At 59.7% G+C, this 17,254-nt stretch carries 14 protein-coding genes; 2 read left to right on the top strand and 12 right to left on the bottom strand.

Annotated features, from left to right (window positions below):
• Nucleotides 1–33: 33 nt before the first annotated feature.
• From QDI87_RS01115 to thrC, 5 genes are all read right to left on the bottom strand, one after another.
• A complete protein-coding gene (locus QDI87_RS01115; protein WP_278742003.1) occupies nt 34–1,065 on the bottom strand; it encodes an aspartate-semialdehyde dehydrogenase in 1,032 nt (343 codons plus the stop codon).
• Between the two features lie 63 nt (nt 1,066–1,128).
• Nucleotides 1,129–1,920 (bottom strand): 4-hydroxy-tetrahydrodipicolinate reductase, encoded by a 792-nt coding sequence (gene dapB, locus QDI87_RS01110; protein ID WP_055160519.1) that lies wholly within the window; start codon nt 1,918–1,920, stop codon nt 1,129–1,131.
• A 130-nt stretch (nt 1,921–2,050) separates the two neighbouring features.
• Nucleotides 2,051–4,114 (bottom strand): ATP-dependent DNA helicase RecG, encoded by a 2,064-nt coding sequence (recG, locus tag QDI87_RS01105; RefSeq protein WP_278742002.1) that lies wholly within the window; start codon nt 4,112–4,114, stop codon nt 2,051–2,053.
• Between the two features lie 202 nt (nt 4,115–4,316).
• Nucleotides 4,317–5,966: a phosphoenolpyruvate carboxykinase (ATP) gene (gene pckA / locus QDI87_RS01100; RefSeq protein WP_036376843.1), complete on the bottom strand. Its 1,650-nt coding sequence runs from the start codon at nt 5,964–5,966 to the stop codon at nt 4,317–4,319.
• Between the two features lie 286 nt (nt 5,967–6,252).
• The gene (thrC, locus tag QDI87_RS01095; protein ID WP_278742001.1) at nt 6,253–7,776 is read right to left on the bottom strand and encodes a threonine synthase; all 1,524 of its coding nucleotides are present in this window, start codon (nt 7,774–7,776) and stop codon (nt 6,253–6,255) included.
• A gap of 218 nt (nt 7,777–7,994) precedes the next feature.
• Here thrC and nadE point away from each other — a divergent pair, with 218 nt between their 5' ends.
• A complete protein-coding gene (gene nadE, locus QDI87_RS01090) occupies nt 7,995–9,884 on the top strand; it encodes an NAD(+) synthase (RefSeq protein WP_278742000.1) in 1,890 nt (629 codons plus the stop codon).
• Between the two features lie 3 nt (nt 9,885–9,887).
• On the opposite strand, the gene QDI87_RS01085 is transcribed toward nadE, so the two are convergent.
• The 7 genes from QDI87_RS01085 to QDI87_RS01055 form a co-directional block, all read right to left on the bottom strand.
• Nucleotides 9,888–11,123 carry a type II secretion system F family protein gene (locus QDI87_RS01085; RefSeq protein ID WP_278741999.1) on the bottom strand — a complete coding sequence of 412 codons (1,236 nt, stop codon included), beginning with the start codon at nt 11,121–11,123 and terminating at the stop codon, nt 9,888–9,890.
• A gap of 41 nt (nt 11,124–11,164) precedes the next feature.
• Nucleotides 11,165–12,214, bottom strand: coding sequence for a type IV pilus twitching motility protein PilT (locus QDI87_RS01080; protein WP_278741998.1), 1,050 nt, complete (start codon nt 12,212–12,214; stop codon nt 11,165–11,167).
• Nucleotides 12,207–13,442, bottom strand: a complete 1,236-nt coding sequence (locus QDI87_RS01075; protein WP_278741996.1) for a GspE/PulE family protein — start codon at nt 13,440–13,442, stop codon at nt 12,207–12,209. Before QDI87_RS01075 ends, QDI87_RS01080 begins: the two co-directional genes overlap by 8 nt.
• A 213-nt stretch (nt 13,443–13,655) precedes the next feature.
• Complete coding sequence (gene tnpA / locus QDI87_RS01070; RefSeq protein WP_055161056.1) at nt 13,656–14,120, bottom strand: IS200/IS605 family transposase; 465 nt, start codon at nt 14,118–14,120, stop codon at nt 13,656–13,658.
• A 263-nt stretch (nt 14,121–14,383) separates the two neighbouring features.
• Nucleotides 14,384–14,863: a pyridoxamine 5'-phosphate oxidase family protein gene (locus QDI87_RS01065; protein ID WP_036378915.1), complete on the bottom strand. Its 480-nt coding sequence runs from the start codon at nt 14,861–14,863 to the stop codon at nt 14,384–14,386.
• Between the two features lie 297 nt (nt 14,864–15,160).
• The gene (locus QDI87_RS01060; RefSeq protein WP_211248225.1) at nt 15,161–15,541 is read right to left on the bottom strand and encodes an epoxyqueuosine reductase QueH; all 381 of its coding nucleotides are present in this window, start codon (nt 15,539–15,541) and stop codon (nt 15,161–15,163) included.
• 70 nt (nt 15,542–15,611) lie between these two features.
• Nucleotides 15,612–15,995: a winged helix-turn-helix transcriptional regulator gene (locus tag QDI87_RS01055; RefSeq protein WP_036378913.1), complete on the bottom strand. Its 384-nt coding sequence runs from the start codon at nt 15,993–15,995 to the stop codon at nt 15,612–15,614.
• Nucleotides 15,996–16,127: 132 nt separating this feature from the next.
• Here QDI87_RS01055 and QDI87_RS01050 point away from each other — a divergent pair, with 132 nt between their 5' ends.
• Nucleotides 16,128–17,159 carry an NADH:flavin oxidoreductase gene (locus QDI87_RS01050; protein ID WP_036378912.1) on the top strand — a complete coding sequence of 344 codons (1,032 nt, stop codon included), beginning with the start codon at nt 16,128–16,130 and terminating at the stop codon, nt 17,157–17,159.
• Nucleotides 17,160–17,254: the final 95 nt, after the last annotated feature.

Below are 17,254 nucleotides of genomic sequence, written 5' to 3'. Positions count from 1 at the left end.
CCGAAGGGCGGTTCTCTTTATCTTGGTTCAGCCTCAGATCATGTCGTTCTTGATCATGTACTCGGCAATCTGCAGGGCGTTGAGCGCAGCGCCCTTGCGGATCTGGTCGCCGCAGACCCAGAGGTTCAGGCCATGCTCGATGGACTCATCCTTGCGGATGCGGCCGACTTCGACGTCGTTCTTGCCGGACGTGAAGAGCGGCATCGGGTAGATCTGCTCAGCCGGGTTGTCGCGGACGATGGCACCCGGGAAGGCATCGATGGCCTTGCGGGCTGCCTCGACGCTGACCTCGTCCTCGAACTCGATGTTGACGGACTCGGCATGGCTGCGGTAGACCGGCACGCGGACCGTCGTGGCCGTGATGCGCAGGCTGTCGTCCTCGAGGATCTTCTTCGTCTCGTTGACCATCTTCATCTCCTCTTTCGTGTAGAGGTTGTCGTAGAAGATGTCGATCTGCGGGATGAGGTTGAAGGCAATCTGGTAGTGCTTCGGGAACTTCGCGCCCGGCAGGATGTTCGCCTTCGGCTCGCGGCCGGCAACGATGTCATCGACCTGCTGCTCGAGCTCGGCCATGGCTTCCTTGCCGCCGCCCGAGACAGCCTGGTACGTCGAGACGACAATGCGCTTGATCTTCGAGAGGTCGTAGAGCGGCTTGAGGGCCATCATCATGATGATCGTCGAGCAGTTCGGGTTGGCGATGATGCCCTTGTGGCGGGCGATGGCCTGCGGGTTGACCTCCGGAACGACGAGCGGGACTTCCGGATCCATGCGGAAGGCACTCGAGTTGTCGATGACGACGGCACCGGCCTTGACGGCTGCCGGAGCGAACTGCTTGCTGGCAGCACCGCCGGCAAACAGAGCAATCTCGACGTCCTTGAAGGACTCGTCCGTCGTCTCCTCAACCGTGTACTCCTTGCCCATGAACTGGATCTTCTTGCCAGCGCTGCGCTTCGAAGCGAGCATCTTGAGGTTGGCAAAGGGGAAATTGCGCTCCTCGATGAGGTTGAGGAATTCCTGGCCGACGGCGCCCGTTGCGCCAAGGATTGCTACATTGTACTTCTTCATGTCCATCGTTCCTTTCTGCGATGCAGTTGTTTTATATTATGGATAAGGAAAACAAAGGTTGTATCAGTCGAGCAGTTTGTCGAGGCCGACCGTCAGGCCCTTGAGGCTGCAGACCTTCTTGGCGGCGAGCACGACGCCCGGCATGAAGGACTCGCGGTTCATCGAGTCGTGGCGGATGGTCAGTGTCTGGCCGAGGCCGCCGAAGATGACTTCCTGATGCGCGACATAGCCCGGCAGGCGCACGCTGTGGATGTGCATGCCCTCGTAGTCGGCGCCGCGCGCGCCCTCGAGCTTCTCGAACTCATCGGGGTTGCCCTGCTTGTGGGCCTTGCGGACTTCCGCAATCATGGCCGCCGTCTGGATGGCCGTGCCGGACGGTGCGTCGAGCTTCTTGTCGTGGTGCAGCTCGATGATCTCGACATCCGGCATGTACTTGGCTGCCTGGCGCGACATGACCATCAGGAGCACGGCGCCGATGGCGAAGTTCGGCGCGATGAAGGCCGGCGTATCATTCTCTTCAGCTGCCTTGGCAATCTCTGCCTTCTGCTCGTCCGAGAGGCCCGTCGTGCCGACGACCGGCGAGGTCTTGTGCGCAAGCGCCGTCATGACATTGCCGAAGACGACGTCCGGGCGCGTGAAGTCGACCATGACCTCTGGCTTCTTGCGCGCGAGCAGTGCCTCGAGGTCTGTCTCGACGAGGATGCCGTTTGCCGGCAGGCCGACGAGCGAGCCCGTATCCGCACCGCCCTTGATGTCCACTGCGCCGACGAGCTCGAGCCCGTCCGCTTCCTGTACCGCTTTTAAGACTGCCTGGCCCATGCGGCCGCAGGCACCGTTTACGATTACCGTAGTCAAAAGTATGCGCCTCCTGTTAGCGTCAAAAGATATTGCTATTGTATAGCATGTCCACCATTTGTGTCAAGACGTCTCGTCGAAAAAGACGACTTTTCACCGATATTTTCACGTCTGCGGCGCTTTGCGCCTGTCAAGTCTCCATGATGTGCGCGAATCTCTCCTTGTACTGCAGCGCGAGGATTGGCCGGATGAAGTCGAGGTCGCCCTGGCTCGAGAGCGTCGCCTCGGCGGCCTTATGGGCGTCGAGGAGGATGGCGAGGTCCTCCGGCACGCGCGCGATCTTGAGGTCGGGCAGGCCGTGCTGCATCGAGCCGAAGAACTGCCCCGGGCCGCGCAGCCGCAGGTCCTCCTCCGCAAGCTTGAAGCCGTCGGAGGTTTCTGCCATGATCTTCAGGCGCTCGCGCGCGTTCTCCGTCTTGCCCTCCGAGACGAGGATGCAGTACGAGGCGTAGGAGCCGCGCCCGATGCGGCCGCGCAGCTGGTGGAGCTGGGCGAGGCCGAAGCGCTCGGCGTGCTCGATGACCATGATGCTGGCGTTCGGCACGTTGACGCCGACTTCGATGACGGTCGTCGAGACGAGCAGCTTGATCCTGTCCGCGTAGAAGTCCTGCATGACGCGCTCCTTCTCGGCGGGCGCGAGCTTGCCGTGGACGAGGCCGCACGGGATGCCGCTAAAGATGCCGAAGCGCAGCTCATCGTAGACCTCCTCGGCCGACGGCAGGTCGCTCTCCTCGTTCATCTCGATGAGCGGGCAGACGACGTAGGCCTGGCGGCCCGCCTCGATCTGGCTGCGCACGTACTGGTAGATGAGCGGGCGGCGGTCCGGGCGGCGCACGAAGGTGCGGATGGGCTGGCGGCCCGGCGGCAGCTCGCGGATCAGGGAGACGTCGAGGTCGCCGTAGACGGTCAGGGTCATCGTGCGCGGGATCGGCGTGGCCGTCATGACGAGCACGTCGGGCACATGCGCACCCTTCTTCTCGAGCGCCGCGCGCTGGGCGATGCCGAAGCGGTGCTGCTCGTCGGTGATGACGAGGCCGAGATGCGCGAAGTGCACATCATCCTGGATCAGCGCGTGCGTGCCGATGACGATATCGACCTCGTGGCGCGCAATGGCCTCGTGCATCGCGCGCCGCTTCTTGGGCGTCAGGTGGCCCGAGAGATAGCCGACGCGGATGCCGAGCGGCGCGAGCTTTGACGAGAGGTTCTCATAGTGCTGGGCGGCGAGGATCTCCGTCGGCGCCATCATGGCCCCCTGCCGGCCATTCTCGACGGTCTTGACGAGCGCGAGCATGGCGATGACCGTCTTGCCCGAGCCGACGTCGCCCTGCACGAGGCGGCGCATCGGCACCGTCCGCTCCATGTCGCGGCAGATCTCCTGCCACGCCTGCTGCTGGTCGTGCGTCAGCGTAAAGGGCAGTCCCGCAAGAACAGCCTTGACGAGTTTGCCGCTTGGCTGATGGCGGATGCCGCGCTTCGTCTCCTGCGACTGCTTCTTTAAGAGCAGCAGGCCGCATTGAATCAGGTAGAGCTCCGAGAAGGCCAGCCGGTAGCGCGCCCGCTTGAGTTCTGCCCCATCCTTCGGGAAATGGACAGCGTGCAGGGCCTCCCTGCGCCCCATGAGATGATGCGCTACCAGGATGCGCGCAGGGATGAGCTCGGGAAGATCTCCGGCGGCCTCCAGCGCCTCCGCGATGAGCGTGCGGAAGAACTTCTGGTTGAGATGCTCGGTGGCCGCGTAGACGGGCAGGATGCCGCAGAGGCCCTGCGCCTGCTCCCCGGGTTCCAGGACCTGGAAGCTGCGCAGCTGGCTCATGGCGAACTGGCCGCGGCCGCCGTAGGCATACGCGGCCTTGCCGCTGACGAAGACGCGGCGGCCCGCCTTGAGCGTCTTCTTGAGGTACTTCTGGTTGAACCAGGTGACCTGCAGGATCCCCGTGCCGTCATTGAGGTAGGCCGTCAGGATGGTCAGGCCGCGCCTCCCCGTCTGCTCCTGCAGGTCGACAATGGTCCCCGCGACTGTCGCGACCGTGCCCGGCCGCAGGTCGGCGATGCGCGTCAAGACGCTCTGGTCCTCATAGGTGCGCGGGAAGTACGTCAGGAGGTCGTAGACCCGCGCGATGCCGAGGCGCGCCAGCTCCGCTTTCTTCTTGGGGCCGACGCCCTTGAGGTACTGGACTGAGTCTTGGATCTTCATGGGCAGCATCGAATCCTTTCTATCGGTGATCTTTCCCTCATTCTAGCACGCCTGTCAATCCTCTATCTACCTACCCCGCACTCCCCCGCACGAGAGCCGCGGCGGCGCAGGACACAAACCGAACACAAAAAGGAAGAGCCTCCATGAGACTCTTCCTTCTATATTAGTATATTACTATGCGGCTTGATGTGCGACGAGCGGATCAGAGCTGCGGGCCAGCTGCGACGAGGCCTTTGCCGATCTCGGTGTCTGCATACTTCTTGGCGAAGTTGTCGATGAACATCTGAGCGAGCTTCTTTGCTCTCGTATCCCACTCGGACTCATCCTTGTAATCCCACTTGGATTTGGACGGATCTTTGTAGGTATCCTTCGGATCGAGGACTTCCGTAGCAACGCCTTCGAGCTTCGTCGGGATCTCGAGACCGAAGTACGGGATCTTCTTCGTCGGAGCTTCGTTGATGGCACCGCTGTGGATGGCGTCGATGATGCCGCGCGTATCCTTGATGGAGATGCGCTTGCCATAGCCGTTCCAGCCCGTGTTGACGAGATATGCCTTCGTGCCGTTAGCCTTGACGCGCTTTACGAGCTCATGCGCATACTTCGTCGGCGGCAGCTCGAGGAATGCCTGGCCGAAGCAAGCGGAGAACGTCGGAGTCGGCTCCGTGATGCCGCGCTCCGTGCCAGCCAGCTTGGACGTGAAGCCGGAGAGGAAGTAGTACTGCATCTGTTCCGGCGTCAGGATGGAGACCGGCGGCAGGACACCGAAGGCATCAGCTGCGAGGAAGATGACGCTCTTGGCAGCCGGAGCAGCGCTGCGGTCGTTGACGAAGTCTTTGACCGTGCTCTTGATGTGGTCAATCGGATAGGATACACGCGTATTCTCCGTGATGGACTTGTCGGCGAAGTCGATCTTGCCATTCTCGTCGAGGACAACGTTCTCGAGGAGTGCGTTGCGCTTGATGGCGCCGAAGATGTCCGGCTCGGATTCCTGATCGAGGTTGATGACCTTTGCGTAGCAGCCACCCTCGAAGTTGAAGATACCGTCATCATCCCAGCCGTGCTCATCATCGCCGATCAGCAGGCGCTTCGGGTCCGTCGACAGCGTCGTCTTGCCCGTGCCGGAGAGGCCGAAGAAGATAGCCGTGTTCTTGCCCTGCTTATCCGTGTTGGCGGAGCAGTGCATAGCAGCAATGCCCTTGAGCGGCAGGAAGTAGTTCATCATGGAGAACATGCCCTTCTTCATCTCGCCGCCGTACCAGGTGTTGATGATGACCTGCTGGCGCTCCGTGAGGTTGAAGACGACAGCCGTGTCGGAATGCAGGCCGAGCTCTTTGTAGTTCTCGACTTTAGCCTTGGATGCGTTGAAGACAACGAAGTCCGGCTTGAAGTTTGCTTCCTCTTCCGGAGTCGGTTTGATGAACATGTTGCGGACGAAATGTGCCTGCCATGCAACTTCAACGATGAAGCGGACAGCCATGCGCGTGTTCTTATTTGCACCGCAGAAGCCATCGACGACGAAGAGGCGCTTGTTGGAGAGCTCTTTCTTGGCGATATCCTTTACAGCAGCCCAAGCTTCCTTGGATGCCTTGTGGTTATCGTTGTGATAAGCCTCAGAATCCCACCAAACCGTGTCGTGCGACGTCTCGTCGTCAACGATGAATTTATCTTTAGGCGAACGGCCCGTGAAGATGCCCGTCTTGACATCAACAGCGCCGAGTTCGGAAACCTGGCCCTTCTCGTAGCCCGTCAGGCCTTCCTTCGTCTCTTCCTCGAACAGCGTCTTGTAGGAAGGATTGTAGATGATTTCCGTCGTACCCGTGATACCATACTGACTAAGATCGATGTTTGCCATTTGCATTCAACCTCTTTCATAATTTTTGGTCCTGGTAAACCTCTGAGGCATCTCACTCGACGCAGCCTTACAATCGCGATGCAATGGTCTGCATCCTCGATGACCTGCTGTTCACTTTCCGGTGAGCTCCTCATCACAGGTATTATATTAACTTATTCATCCATAAATGTCAAATATTTATTTGCACTTTTTTTAACGTTTTATTTATTCTTCTTGTTCCCATTTACTTCCGTAAAAATAAGAGAAACGACGCGGAAAATACGTGTCGTTTCTCTCATGGTTTTCGTTATTTTTTCAAAGAATCTGCTGTGGCGAAGGCCATGACGGCCTCCTCCATCGAGGCGGGCGCGCAGACGCCGTCGTGGCACACTTCCTTGCGGCGGAGCGACGCGAGGCCCTCGGGGATGGGGTCGCTGTTCTTCGCCTGCAGCTCGTCGAGCAGGGTGAACTCATCGACGCCTGCCGTCTTGACGCCAAGGGCATCGAGCACGCTGCCGTTGAACTTGTAGGGGCTGGCCGTCGAGACGACGACCATGTGATGCGCATCGCCCGTCGCCTGCTGGTACTTCTCGGCGACGCTCCAGGCGACGGCCGTGTGCGGGTCGGCGACATAATGGTCCTTCTCGTAGACGTCGGCAATGCACGCTTCCGTGTCTGCATCCGCGGTCCAGTCCGCCCAGAAGGTCTGCTGGATCTTCGCGAGCAGCTCGCTGCCGATGTCGTAGCGGTCCTCCTGCTGGAGCTGCTGCATCCAGGAGGCGACCTTCGCCTTGTCCTCCGCCATGTGGTAGAGCAGGCGCTCGAGGTTGCTCGAGATCAGGATGTCCATCGACGGCGAGATCGTCTTGAAGAAGTCGCGCTGGCGGTCGTAGACGCCCGTGCGCAGGAAATCCGTCAGGACGTTGTTGGCGTTCGAGGCGCAGACGAGCTTGTGCACCGGCAGGCCCATGCACTTCGCGTAGAAGCCCGCGAGGATGTCGCCGAAGTTGCCCGTCGGCACGGTGAAGTCGATGGCCTCGCCTGGCTCTATCGTGCCGGCAGAGAGGAGGTCGGCGTAGGCGCTGAAGTAGTAGACGATCTGCGGCACGAGGCGGCCCCAGTTGATGGAGTTGGCCGACGAGAGGCGGATGCCCTTCTCGGCGAGCGCTTCATTGAATGCCTTGTCGCCGAAGATCTTCTTGACGCCGCTCTGCGCGTCGTCGAAGTTGCCCGTGACGGCCGTGACGTTGACGTTATGCCCCTCCTGCGTGAGCATCTGCAGCTGCTGGATGCGGCTGACGCCGCCCTGCGGGTAGAAGACCATGATGCGGATCTGCGGCACATCGCGGAAGCCCTCGAGCGCTGCCTTGCCCGTGTCACCAGAGGTCGCGACGAGAATCAGCACCTCATCCTTCTCGCCCGTCTTCTTGAGCGCCGTGCTCATGAGCTGCGGCAGGAGCTGTAGCGCCATGTCCTTGAAGGCACTCGTCGGGCCGTGCCAGAGCTCGAGGACGCTCTTGTCGCCCACTGCCTTTACAGGGGCGCGCTTTGCCGTATCGAAACGGCCGCTCGCATAGGCGCGCGTGACGCAGCCAGAAAGCTCGTCTGCCGTGTAGTCCGTCAGGAAGAGTCCGAGCACCTTCTCGGCGCGCTCCTCATAAGACAGGGTCTTGAGCCCTTCGATGAAGGCCATGTCGACCTTTGGCATGGCATCCGGCACGAAGAGTCCGCCGTCTGCTGCCAGGCCGCGGATGATGGCCTGCGCGGAGTCGAGCTGCTCGGCATTTCCTCTGGTGCTGCTGTATTTCAAAACAATCGCCTCTTTCTTCATTTATAAATGAATCAAACTATGCTAAAATGATAGCGGGCTGCAAGGGGCAGAGCGCCCCGCGCAACCAGACAACTGTCATTATACCATAGAATCCCCGGGAATCCTATAGAAATCTGCAAAATGTCAGCACCCGGGATACGGCCATGACGTTGCCGTTACATTATAGTTGATAATCGGATGTTTTCTTTCTCTTTTTGTAACAGGAAAGGATGTTGAAGTTGTTGAAAATTGCCATGGCTCAGATGGAGGTCGTCCCCGGCCATCCAGACGTGAACACCGCCACGATCCTGCGCTTCATCGAGGAGGCGCGCACAAAAGGCGCCGATGTCGTCATCTTCCCGGAGATGGCCGTGCCGGGCTACTTCCTCGGCGACACCTGGGAGCAGAGCGCCTTCCTGCGCGACTGCGAGAGCTACGGCCGCGACATCATCGCGGCGTCGAAGGACATCACGGTCATGTTCGGCAACGTCGCCATCGACTGGCAGAAGAAGAACAACGACGGCCGCGTGCGCAAGTACAACGCCTTCTTCATCGCGCGCGACGGCGAACTCGTCCAGCCGGACAACATGCCGTACCCGTACACGATCAAGACGCTGATGCCGAACTACCGCGAGTTCGACGACACGCGCCACTTCTTCAGCCTGCAGAAGCTCGCGCGCGAGCTCGGCACGACGCCCTCGAAGCTCCTCTCCCCCGTCACGCTCAAGATCCGCGGCCAGCGCTACCGCGCGGGCTGCCTGCTCTGCGAGGACGGCTGGAGCGACGACTACGAGTTTGCGCCGTTCGAGCTCCTCGAAAAGGAACACCTCGACTTCTACGTCAACATCTCGGCCTCGCCGTACACGCTCGGCAAGAACGACAAGCGCAACCGCGTCTTCGGCCGCCAGGCAAAGGAGGCCGGCGTGCCGCTCTTCTACGTCAACTGCATCGGCCTGCAGAACAACGGCAAGACGGTCTACACCTTCGACGGCTCGAGCACGGCCTACAACGAGAAGGGCGATGTCGTGCGCACGCTGCCGGAGTACGAGGAGGCGCTCACGGTCCTGCCGCTCGCTGAGATGAAGGACATGGCAGCCGAGCCGGAGAGCGAAGAAAAAGACATCGCGCACATCTACCGCGCGCTCCACTACGGCATCCGCCGCTTCCTCGAGAACATCCACATGAAGAAGATCGTCATCGGCATCTCGGGCGGCATCGACTCGGCCGTCGCCGCCGCGCTCTACGCGAAGGTCGTCGGCCCGGAGAACCTGCTGCTCGTCAACATGCCGAGCGTCTTCAACTCCGCCACGACGAAGGGACTCTCGCAGGAGCTCGCCAACAACCTCGGCTGCCAGTACATGATCATCCCGATCCAGGAGTCGGTCGACCACACGATAAAGCAGCTCGAAGAGACGCCGATGGTCAACCTCGGCACGGGCAGCGAAACGCACCTCAAGGTCTCCTCCTTCGTCGCCGAGAACATCCAGGCGCGCGACCGCAGCGCCCGCGTGCTCGCCGGCGCCGCGGCAGCCTTTGGCGGCGGCTTCACCTGCAACGCCAACAAGGCCGAGACGACGGTCGGCTACTCGACGCTCTACGGCGACCAGTCGGGCTTCCTCGCCGCGCTCGCCGACCTCTGGAAATACCAGGTCTACGCACTCGCCCACTACATGAACGATGTGGTCTACGGCCGCGAAGTCGTGCCGCAGGGCATCATCGACATCGTGCCGTCGGCCGAGCTCTCCTCCGCCCAGAACGTCGACGAGGGCAAGGGCGACCCGATCAAGTACCCGTACCACGACTACCTCTTCCGCTCCTTCGTCGAGCGCTGGCAGAAGGCGACGCCAGAAGATGTGCTCGAGTGGTACAAGGCGGGCACCGTCGAGAAGAACCTCGGCTGCGAGGAAGGTCTCGTCAAGAAGTACTTCCCGACGGCCGCCGACTTCATCAGCGACCTCGAGCGCTGGTGGAACCTCTTCACGGGCATGGCAATCGCCAAGCGCATCCAGGCCCCGCCGATCCTCGCCGTCAGCCGCCGCGCCTACGGCTTCGACCACCGCGAGGCGCAGAACGGCGCCTACTACACGCGCCGCTACCGCGAGCTCAAGGCGGAGCTGCTGGCAAAGTGAGCGCTACATCAGCGCATCCATCGTCGTCAGGAGTGGCAGGACGATGGAGAGCACGAAGAAGAAAATCATGCCACCGACAACAAAAATCATGACCGGCTCAGCGAGGGCTTCGACCCTTGCCGAGCGGTGACGGGCATCAGCCGCGGCAAACGCCGCGGCTTTTTCCATCATGGCGTCGAGCGTGCCGGTCATCTCGCCCGCCATCAGGAGCTCGACGAGCAGGCGCGGGCACGAGGTCAGCTGGCGCAGGCTCGCAGCGAAGGGCTGGCCCGACTCGACCTGCGCGCGCAGCGCCTTCATCTCGCACGCGATATGGCGGTTTGCCGGCACATCGGCGGCCATCGCCAGCGCCGTCGTCAGCGGGATGCCATTCTTCAGCATGACGGCGAAGAGCTCCAGGAGGATGCGCCAGGCAGAAGCGCGCTGCAAGGGCCCGAGAATCGGCATCTTCAAGAGCCAGCCGTCGAGGACCGTCCGGCTCCTCGCATCGCGCACCAGGGAGACGGCTGCCAAGGCTGTGAGTGCAGCGCCGCCGAGCAGTCCGGCCCAGTTGTCGCGCACAAAGTCCATCAGCGCGAGCAGGAAGCGCGTCGTCCACGGCAGCTCCGCCTGCAGGTCCTGCAGCATGACGGCAAAGGCGGGCAGCACAAAGACGGCCATGAGCACGAGCGCGACGAGCGAGACGACGAGCAGGATGACGGGATAGAGCAGCGCCGACTTCAGCGCCTCGCGTGCCTCGTAGCGGTGCTCTTCAAAGTCCGCGAGCTGCGCGAAGATCTGCGTCAAAGAGCCGCTCTCCTCGCCCGCACGCACGAGGCCGCAGAGCGAAACGGGAAAGACAGCAGGGTGCATGGCCATCCTCTCGTGGAGCGGCCGCCCCGCCAGGATGCCCGCGAGCAGCTGCTGCAACAGCGACTGGTACGCGCGGTCAGCGTCTGACTTCGCGAGCGCCTGCAGCGCCTGGTGGACGGGCATCCCCGCCTGCATCATCGCCGCCATCTGCCGCAGGAAGAGCACGCGCAGCTTGGCCGTCGGCGTCTTCGCGAGCGCCCCCGCGAGCTGCTGCCGCCAGCTGGTCCCCCGCTCTGCCGTCACCTCTCCGTGCTGCCGGCAAAGCGACGCCACCCAGAGGCCGCGCCGCCGGATAAGCCCCGCCGCCTCGCGCTCGTCATGCGCCTCGACCGTGCCCGCGAAGAACTCGCCCGCGCGGTTCCTCGCCTCGTATTGAAAAACGCCCATAGGACCTCCTTTCTTTTAAGAAATGCTGCCAGATAGCGCCATCAGCCCAGGCGATTGGCCGCCCGCTCATAGACCTCGCGCGCGATGAGGCCCTGCTGCAGGAGCTTCTGCAGGGCCTGGCGGCGCGTCTGCATGCCCTGCGCCTGATGCGTCATCATCGCCATCTCGATCTGGCTGTACTTGCCCTGGCGGATCAGGCTGCAGACAGACGGTTCGCGCAGCAGGACCTCCACGAGCGGCACGCGGCCGCCCCTGCGCGCGGGCAGGAGCTCCTGCGCGAAGATGGCGCAGAAGACATCGGCGACCTGTGCGCGCACGATGCTCTGCTCCTCCTGCGGGTAGAAGCCCTCGATGCGCCGCACGGCCTCCGCCGCGCCGCGCGTGTGCAGCGTGCCGAGCACGAGCATGCCCGTCTCCGCGGCCATGAGCGCCGTCGTCATCGTCTCGCGGTCGCGTATCTCGCCGACGAGCAGGATGTCCGGCATCTCGCGCAGCGCACTCCTCAGGGCCTCCGGGAACGCGAGGAAATCGCGCCCGAACTCGCGCTGGCTGATAAAGCATCGGGATGGCGCAAAGACGTACTCGATGGGATCTTCCAGCGTCAGGATGTGCGCCGCTTGGCTCTCATTGACGGCCTGCAGGAACGCAGCCAGCGTCGTCGTCTTGCCCGAGCCCGTGCGCCCCGTCACGAGCACGAGGCCCTGCCGCGCAGACAGCAGCCCCTGCAGGGCCGCCGGTGCATGGATGGCCGCCAGGCTCGGGACGCGCTCCGGCAGCACGCGCATGACGAGCGCCAGGCGCGCCTGCTGGCGGTAGAAATTGCCGCGCAGCCGCCGCCCCGCGTGCGCCAGCGAGAAATCGACAGCGTGGCCATGGCGCAGCTCTGCCAGCTGCCCGGGCGACAGGAACGCCTCTGCCAGCGATCCCATGAAATCATCATCCATCGTTTCACCCGCCTGCGCCATCCTCTGCAGCCTGCCGTCGACGCGCAGCCAGGCATCCTGCCCCGCCGACAGGTAGATGTCGCTGGCGCGCGCCTCGATAGCCTCCATCAGGATGGCAGACCAGAGCGCATGCCTCGCTTCAACCATAGAGCACCCTCCTGACCTCCTGCCACGAGGTGATGCCCGCCTCCGCCTTGGCCCGGCCGTCCTCGAGCAGGGAGCGCATGCCAGAAGCCCGGGCACGCTCGGCCATCTTGCGGCGCGGGACCTTCTGCAGGATGCCCTCGCGCACCGCTTCGTCCGGCACGAGGATCTCCGCAAGGACCGTCCGCCCGCGGTAGCCCGTGCCCTGGCACGCATCACAGCCGCGGCTCCTGTAGAGCGTGATTCCCTCACTGCCCGCGCCGAAGAACGCGGCCTCCTCCGAATCGCCCGCCGCGCGGTACATTTCGCGGCAGTCGGGGCAGAGCCTGCGCACGAGGCGCTGCGAGATGATGCCCGAGAGTGTCGCCGCCAGCAAATACGGCGCGACGCCCATCTCGAGCATGCGGTAGAGCACCGCGACGGCGTCCTCCGTGTGGATCGTCGTCATCAGCAGGTGGCCCGTCAGCGCGATGCGCACGGCCATCGCCGCCGTCTCCTCGTCGCGGATTTCCCCGAGCAGGATGCCCGTGACATCCTGGCGCAGCACGGCGCGCAGCCCCGCGACGAACGTCATGCCCGCCTTCGGGTGGATCTGCACCTGATTGACGCCCGGCAGCACGCGCTCGATCGGGTCCTCGAGCGTCACGAGATTGCGCGACTCCGTGTTGAGCTCCGCCAGCGCCGCGTAGAGCGACGACGTCTTGCCCGAATTCATCGGCCCGCAGAGCACAATCATGCCCGCCGGCCGGTGGATGAGCGCCCGGAAGCAGGCCGTGTCCTCCTTCGAGAAGCCGAGCTCATCGAGCGAGAGCAGCTGCTCCGAGACATCCATCAGGCGCATGACGATGACCTCGCCGGCCGTTGCCGGCAGCGACGAGACGCGGATGTCGATGCGCCGGCCCTTTGCCTGGAACAGGATGTGGCCGTCCTGCGGCTGCTGGTGCACGGCGATGTCCATGCCCGCCATGACCTTGAGGCGCGAAATCACCGCCGGGCCGAGATTCGCCGGCATCGCCATGACCTCGCGCAGGAGACCGTCCACGCGGAAGCGCAGCCTGACCCGCATCTCCTGCGGCTCCAGATGCACATCGCTCGCATGCATGGCCACCGCCCGCCCGAGCACGAAGTCGACGAGCTCGATGACGCCCCGCTCCTCCGGCCGCAGCCCATAGCGCACCTCCCGCACCGACTCCCGCACGAGATCCTGCCAAAGCAGTTCTGGTGTCTCCAACACAATCCCCCCTTTTCATTCTCAATATTATTCTCAATGACTACTTCTACAAGATATGAGAAAATCCTTTATTTTCTGAATAAGAAATTGCCAGCAACTCCCGCGCACAAATAAATATCCCCCGGCATAGCCGGGGGTTTTATATTTACGGCCTTATAAGGCCTCTGCTTACCAGCTGCGCTTAAAAGCGCTTGTCGGTCCGTCATACGCTTACTATTTCCGGCTACCCGTAAACGGGTCTGTCATATCCAGTACCAACTGTTCCGACATGTAATCTTCCTTCAGCTGGTTCTGAATGTATTCCGTTATTTTCTTTTCGTTCTTGCCTACCGTACTTACATAGTACCCTCGACACCAAAAGCTTCGATTTCTATATTTGTACTTCATATTCCCCCATTTCTCGTAAATCATCAAACTGCTCTTCCCCTTCAAAAAGCCCATAAAATTAGACACGCTAATCTTTGGCGGTACCTCAACTAAAATATGGATGTGGTCAGGACAGGCCTCGGCTTCTAACAAGTTCACCTGTTTCCACCGACACAGTTCCCTTAAGATTTGACCAATCTCGTACCGCTTCTGACCATAAAAGACCTTTCTTCTGTATTTAGGGGCAAATACAATATGATATTTACACTCCCATTTTGTATGTGATAAACTATGTACATCGTGATCTTTCATTACGATATACCTCCTTTGTCGTATTGGTTGCAGTTGACGGACCGCAACTTCATACTTCAAGGGAGGTTTATTAAATCCTTTAAAGACTCATCGCTAAAGCTTTATCGAGCCCCTGGTCTAACCAGGGGTTTTCTATATACAAAAAGCGGCCCGCCATCTGGCAGGCCGCCCGTCCTTCATGATATCCGCTCTGTTATGCCATCACGGCACAAACCGCCGCGTATCGTCCGTCAGTCCGACGGCATGCGTCACATCATCACGGCTCACGACTCATTGACGCGCTTGCCCGTGATGTGCTCCGGCGTCAATTCGAGCATGAGCATGCGCGGCCCGGCGTGCTTTACCTCGTTGTCGAGGTACGCCGCATCATCCGTGAACTTCTCGCCGAGCAGCCGCGCCAGGCGCAGCGAAGCTTCCTCGTCCTCCAGCACGCGCATGCGGCCAAAGACGATGATGCTGCGGAATGTCAGCGACCACTCCACGCCGTCCTCATGGCGCCCCTCGCCCGTGATGCAGTACGACACCTTGTCGCAGGCGCGGATCGCATCGAGCTTGTGCCCCGCCTTCGCGCAGTGGAAGTAGAGCTTGCCGCTCGCCTCATCGTAGTAATGGTCGAGCGGCACCCCGTAGGGATACCCGTCATCCCCGAGCACCGACAGCACCCCGCGCTTCTCCCGCTTCAGGATCGCCACGCATTCCTCCGCCGGAAGCTGCTGCTTAAATCGTCTCATCTTGCGAAACATACGATTACCCCTCTCATCATTCACACCATCTTGACCTCATGACAGGATGGGTTTCCCGCCATCTGACTATAGCGTACCACAGGTCCGCTCCTCAGTCCAACTCCATACGAACGTCACACGCACAGCATACTCCAGATGCATTCCAGCAAAGTCAGGGCCAGCAGGATGTTGATGATCCGGTAATGCTGGAGATAGATTTCGATTTGTCAATATGTAAAACAAAAGATTGCAAATCTAGTGGTTGCCAGACCATCTGCATTGTGTCATGAGAGGTTCTTTTTTACCTTCCTCCAGCTATTATCTCCCTACGGTCGATTCCTGTTTGGCCAAAAAGGCTTCTGCATCTTGGCGAATTTTTTCCAAATCCAGGCCCTGGTCGCGGGCACCGAAAATGCAACCGCAATAGGGCCGGCGGTAGAGGTGGTAGGCTTCGGTCATTTTCGTCAATGTAAGGAAGCCGTTGTTTTTCTTGAAATCCGTCGGCAAATAAGCGTAGCCGTATTGGTCTTCGATGTCCCGACCGACTTCATTGATGACCTGTGAGTTCTTATGGGGGCTGACGGTCAGAGTCGTCGTGAAATAATCATAACCTAATTCCTCCATCTTTTCAGCCGTCGCCTTCATGCGCTGGACGAAGCAGACGCGGCAGCAGGCGCCGCCTTCCGGTTCGTCTTCCAGGCCTGTCCATCAAAAACCATAGTTCATGATTCGTAAAGATCTGCTATTAGACAAGCATGGGCTGTGTTGTTTATGAGGGACTGTCAGATGTTTGAATTTTGTTTTCTCTCTTCATTTGAACGTCAGCCCATTGATACAATGGCTCTAGTGCAGGAATCAATGTCTTTCCCCGTTCTGCCAGTGAATACTCAACCGTTGGCGGTACCGTACTGTACTGCTTCCTTGTGATGAACTTGTCCTGTTCCAGTTCCCTGAGGCATTTCGTCAACATGGTGGCTGTAATGCCTACGACTTTTCTCTCCAGTTCGCGGTACCGGAGTGTCTGATTTTCTGCATCAGCGATATACCACAGAATCGGAAGTTTCCACTTCTGCCCAACCAGTTTCATCGCATAGAGAATGGGACAATCTGTTTCATAAATGTTTTTTTCTTTCGGTAACGGTTTCTTAGCCATTGCAAACCTCCCTAACTATCCATTACTATATATTTTATAGTAGCAAAGAATATTCTTCCTTCTTGTTTTATCTGCGTATCTAATTATAATAAACATATACACAAAAATCAACTTTGAAGGAGAGGTTTCATCATGAAGAAAATATTTGAATCTGCTGCCCTGAAGAATATCCCCCTAAAAAATCGCCTCATCCGCTCCGCTACCTGGGTAGGCATTGCCAACCCCGATGGCAACGTGCCAGAAACAGCATACGAAATATACAAAGAACTGGCAAAAGGCGGAGTCGGTGCCATCATTACAGGCTGTACCAGCGTCGCGCTGCATGACTACTACTATGGCGGCATGATGCGGCTGTGTGATGACTCCCTCATTCCACAGTATAAAAAACTGACGGATATCATCCACGCAGAAGGAATCCCTGTTATCACAGAGCTTGCCCTTGGAGCATACTATCGGGAAGTCAAAGGACGCTTTATGCAAGTCGAACCAGATGATATGACTTCCGATGAGATACAGTATGTAATCCGGCAGTTCATCGATGCCGCCATCCGGGCCGAAAAAGCGGGCTTTGATGGCGTACAGATCCATGCTGCCCACTTCTTCTTCCTGAGCCGTTTTATCAGTCCCGCAGTCAACCATCGTACCGATGAATATGGCGGATCAACGGAAAACCGCTCCCATATCCTTCTGGATATTATGAACGGCATCCGCAAGGCGGCTCCAAAGCTTCATATTACCATCAAGATCAACAGCAGCGATTTTACCCACGGTGGAATAGAAGAGCCAGAATGTCTGGCTATCTGCCAGCTTCTCGATCAGGCCGGCATCGACTCTATCGAGGTCAGCGGAAACAGGCCGTCTGTCGGCAGTATCAAAGCCCATGTGAAGGAAGGATACTTTGTTCCTGTCGCAGCAAAGGTTGCCAAAAGGGTCAGCTGTCCTGTCATCGTAGTCGGCGGTTTCCGGAGCCTGGATGGGATGGAATCTGTCCTGAATCAAACAGATATCGCATTCATCTCCCTTTCCAGACCGCTTCTCAGAGAACCGGATCTGCCGAATAAGATGAAAGCCGATTCGACCATTGTATCCCAATGCGTTTCCTGTAATGCCTGCTACTCATCAAAGGATCACAAATGCGTTTTCAGAAAGCGTGATACATTATGAAAACAAGCTAATCTTCATTGAAAAGACAGGTCATACCTACCGAATGAACCCCCTTGCCCCCTGCCTATCGTTAAGCAAGTATTCCTCGGAAGCCG

The organism is Mitsuokella jalaludinii, assembly GCF_928722185.1.
GTDB lineage: Bacteria > Bacillota > Negativicutes > Selenomonadales > Selenomonadaceae > Mitsuokella > Mitsuokella jalaludinii.
This window is presented reverse-complemented; position numbering and strand designations above follow the sequence as displayed.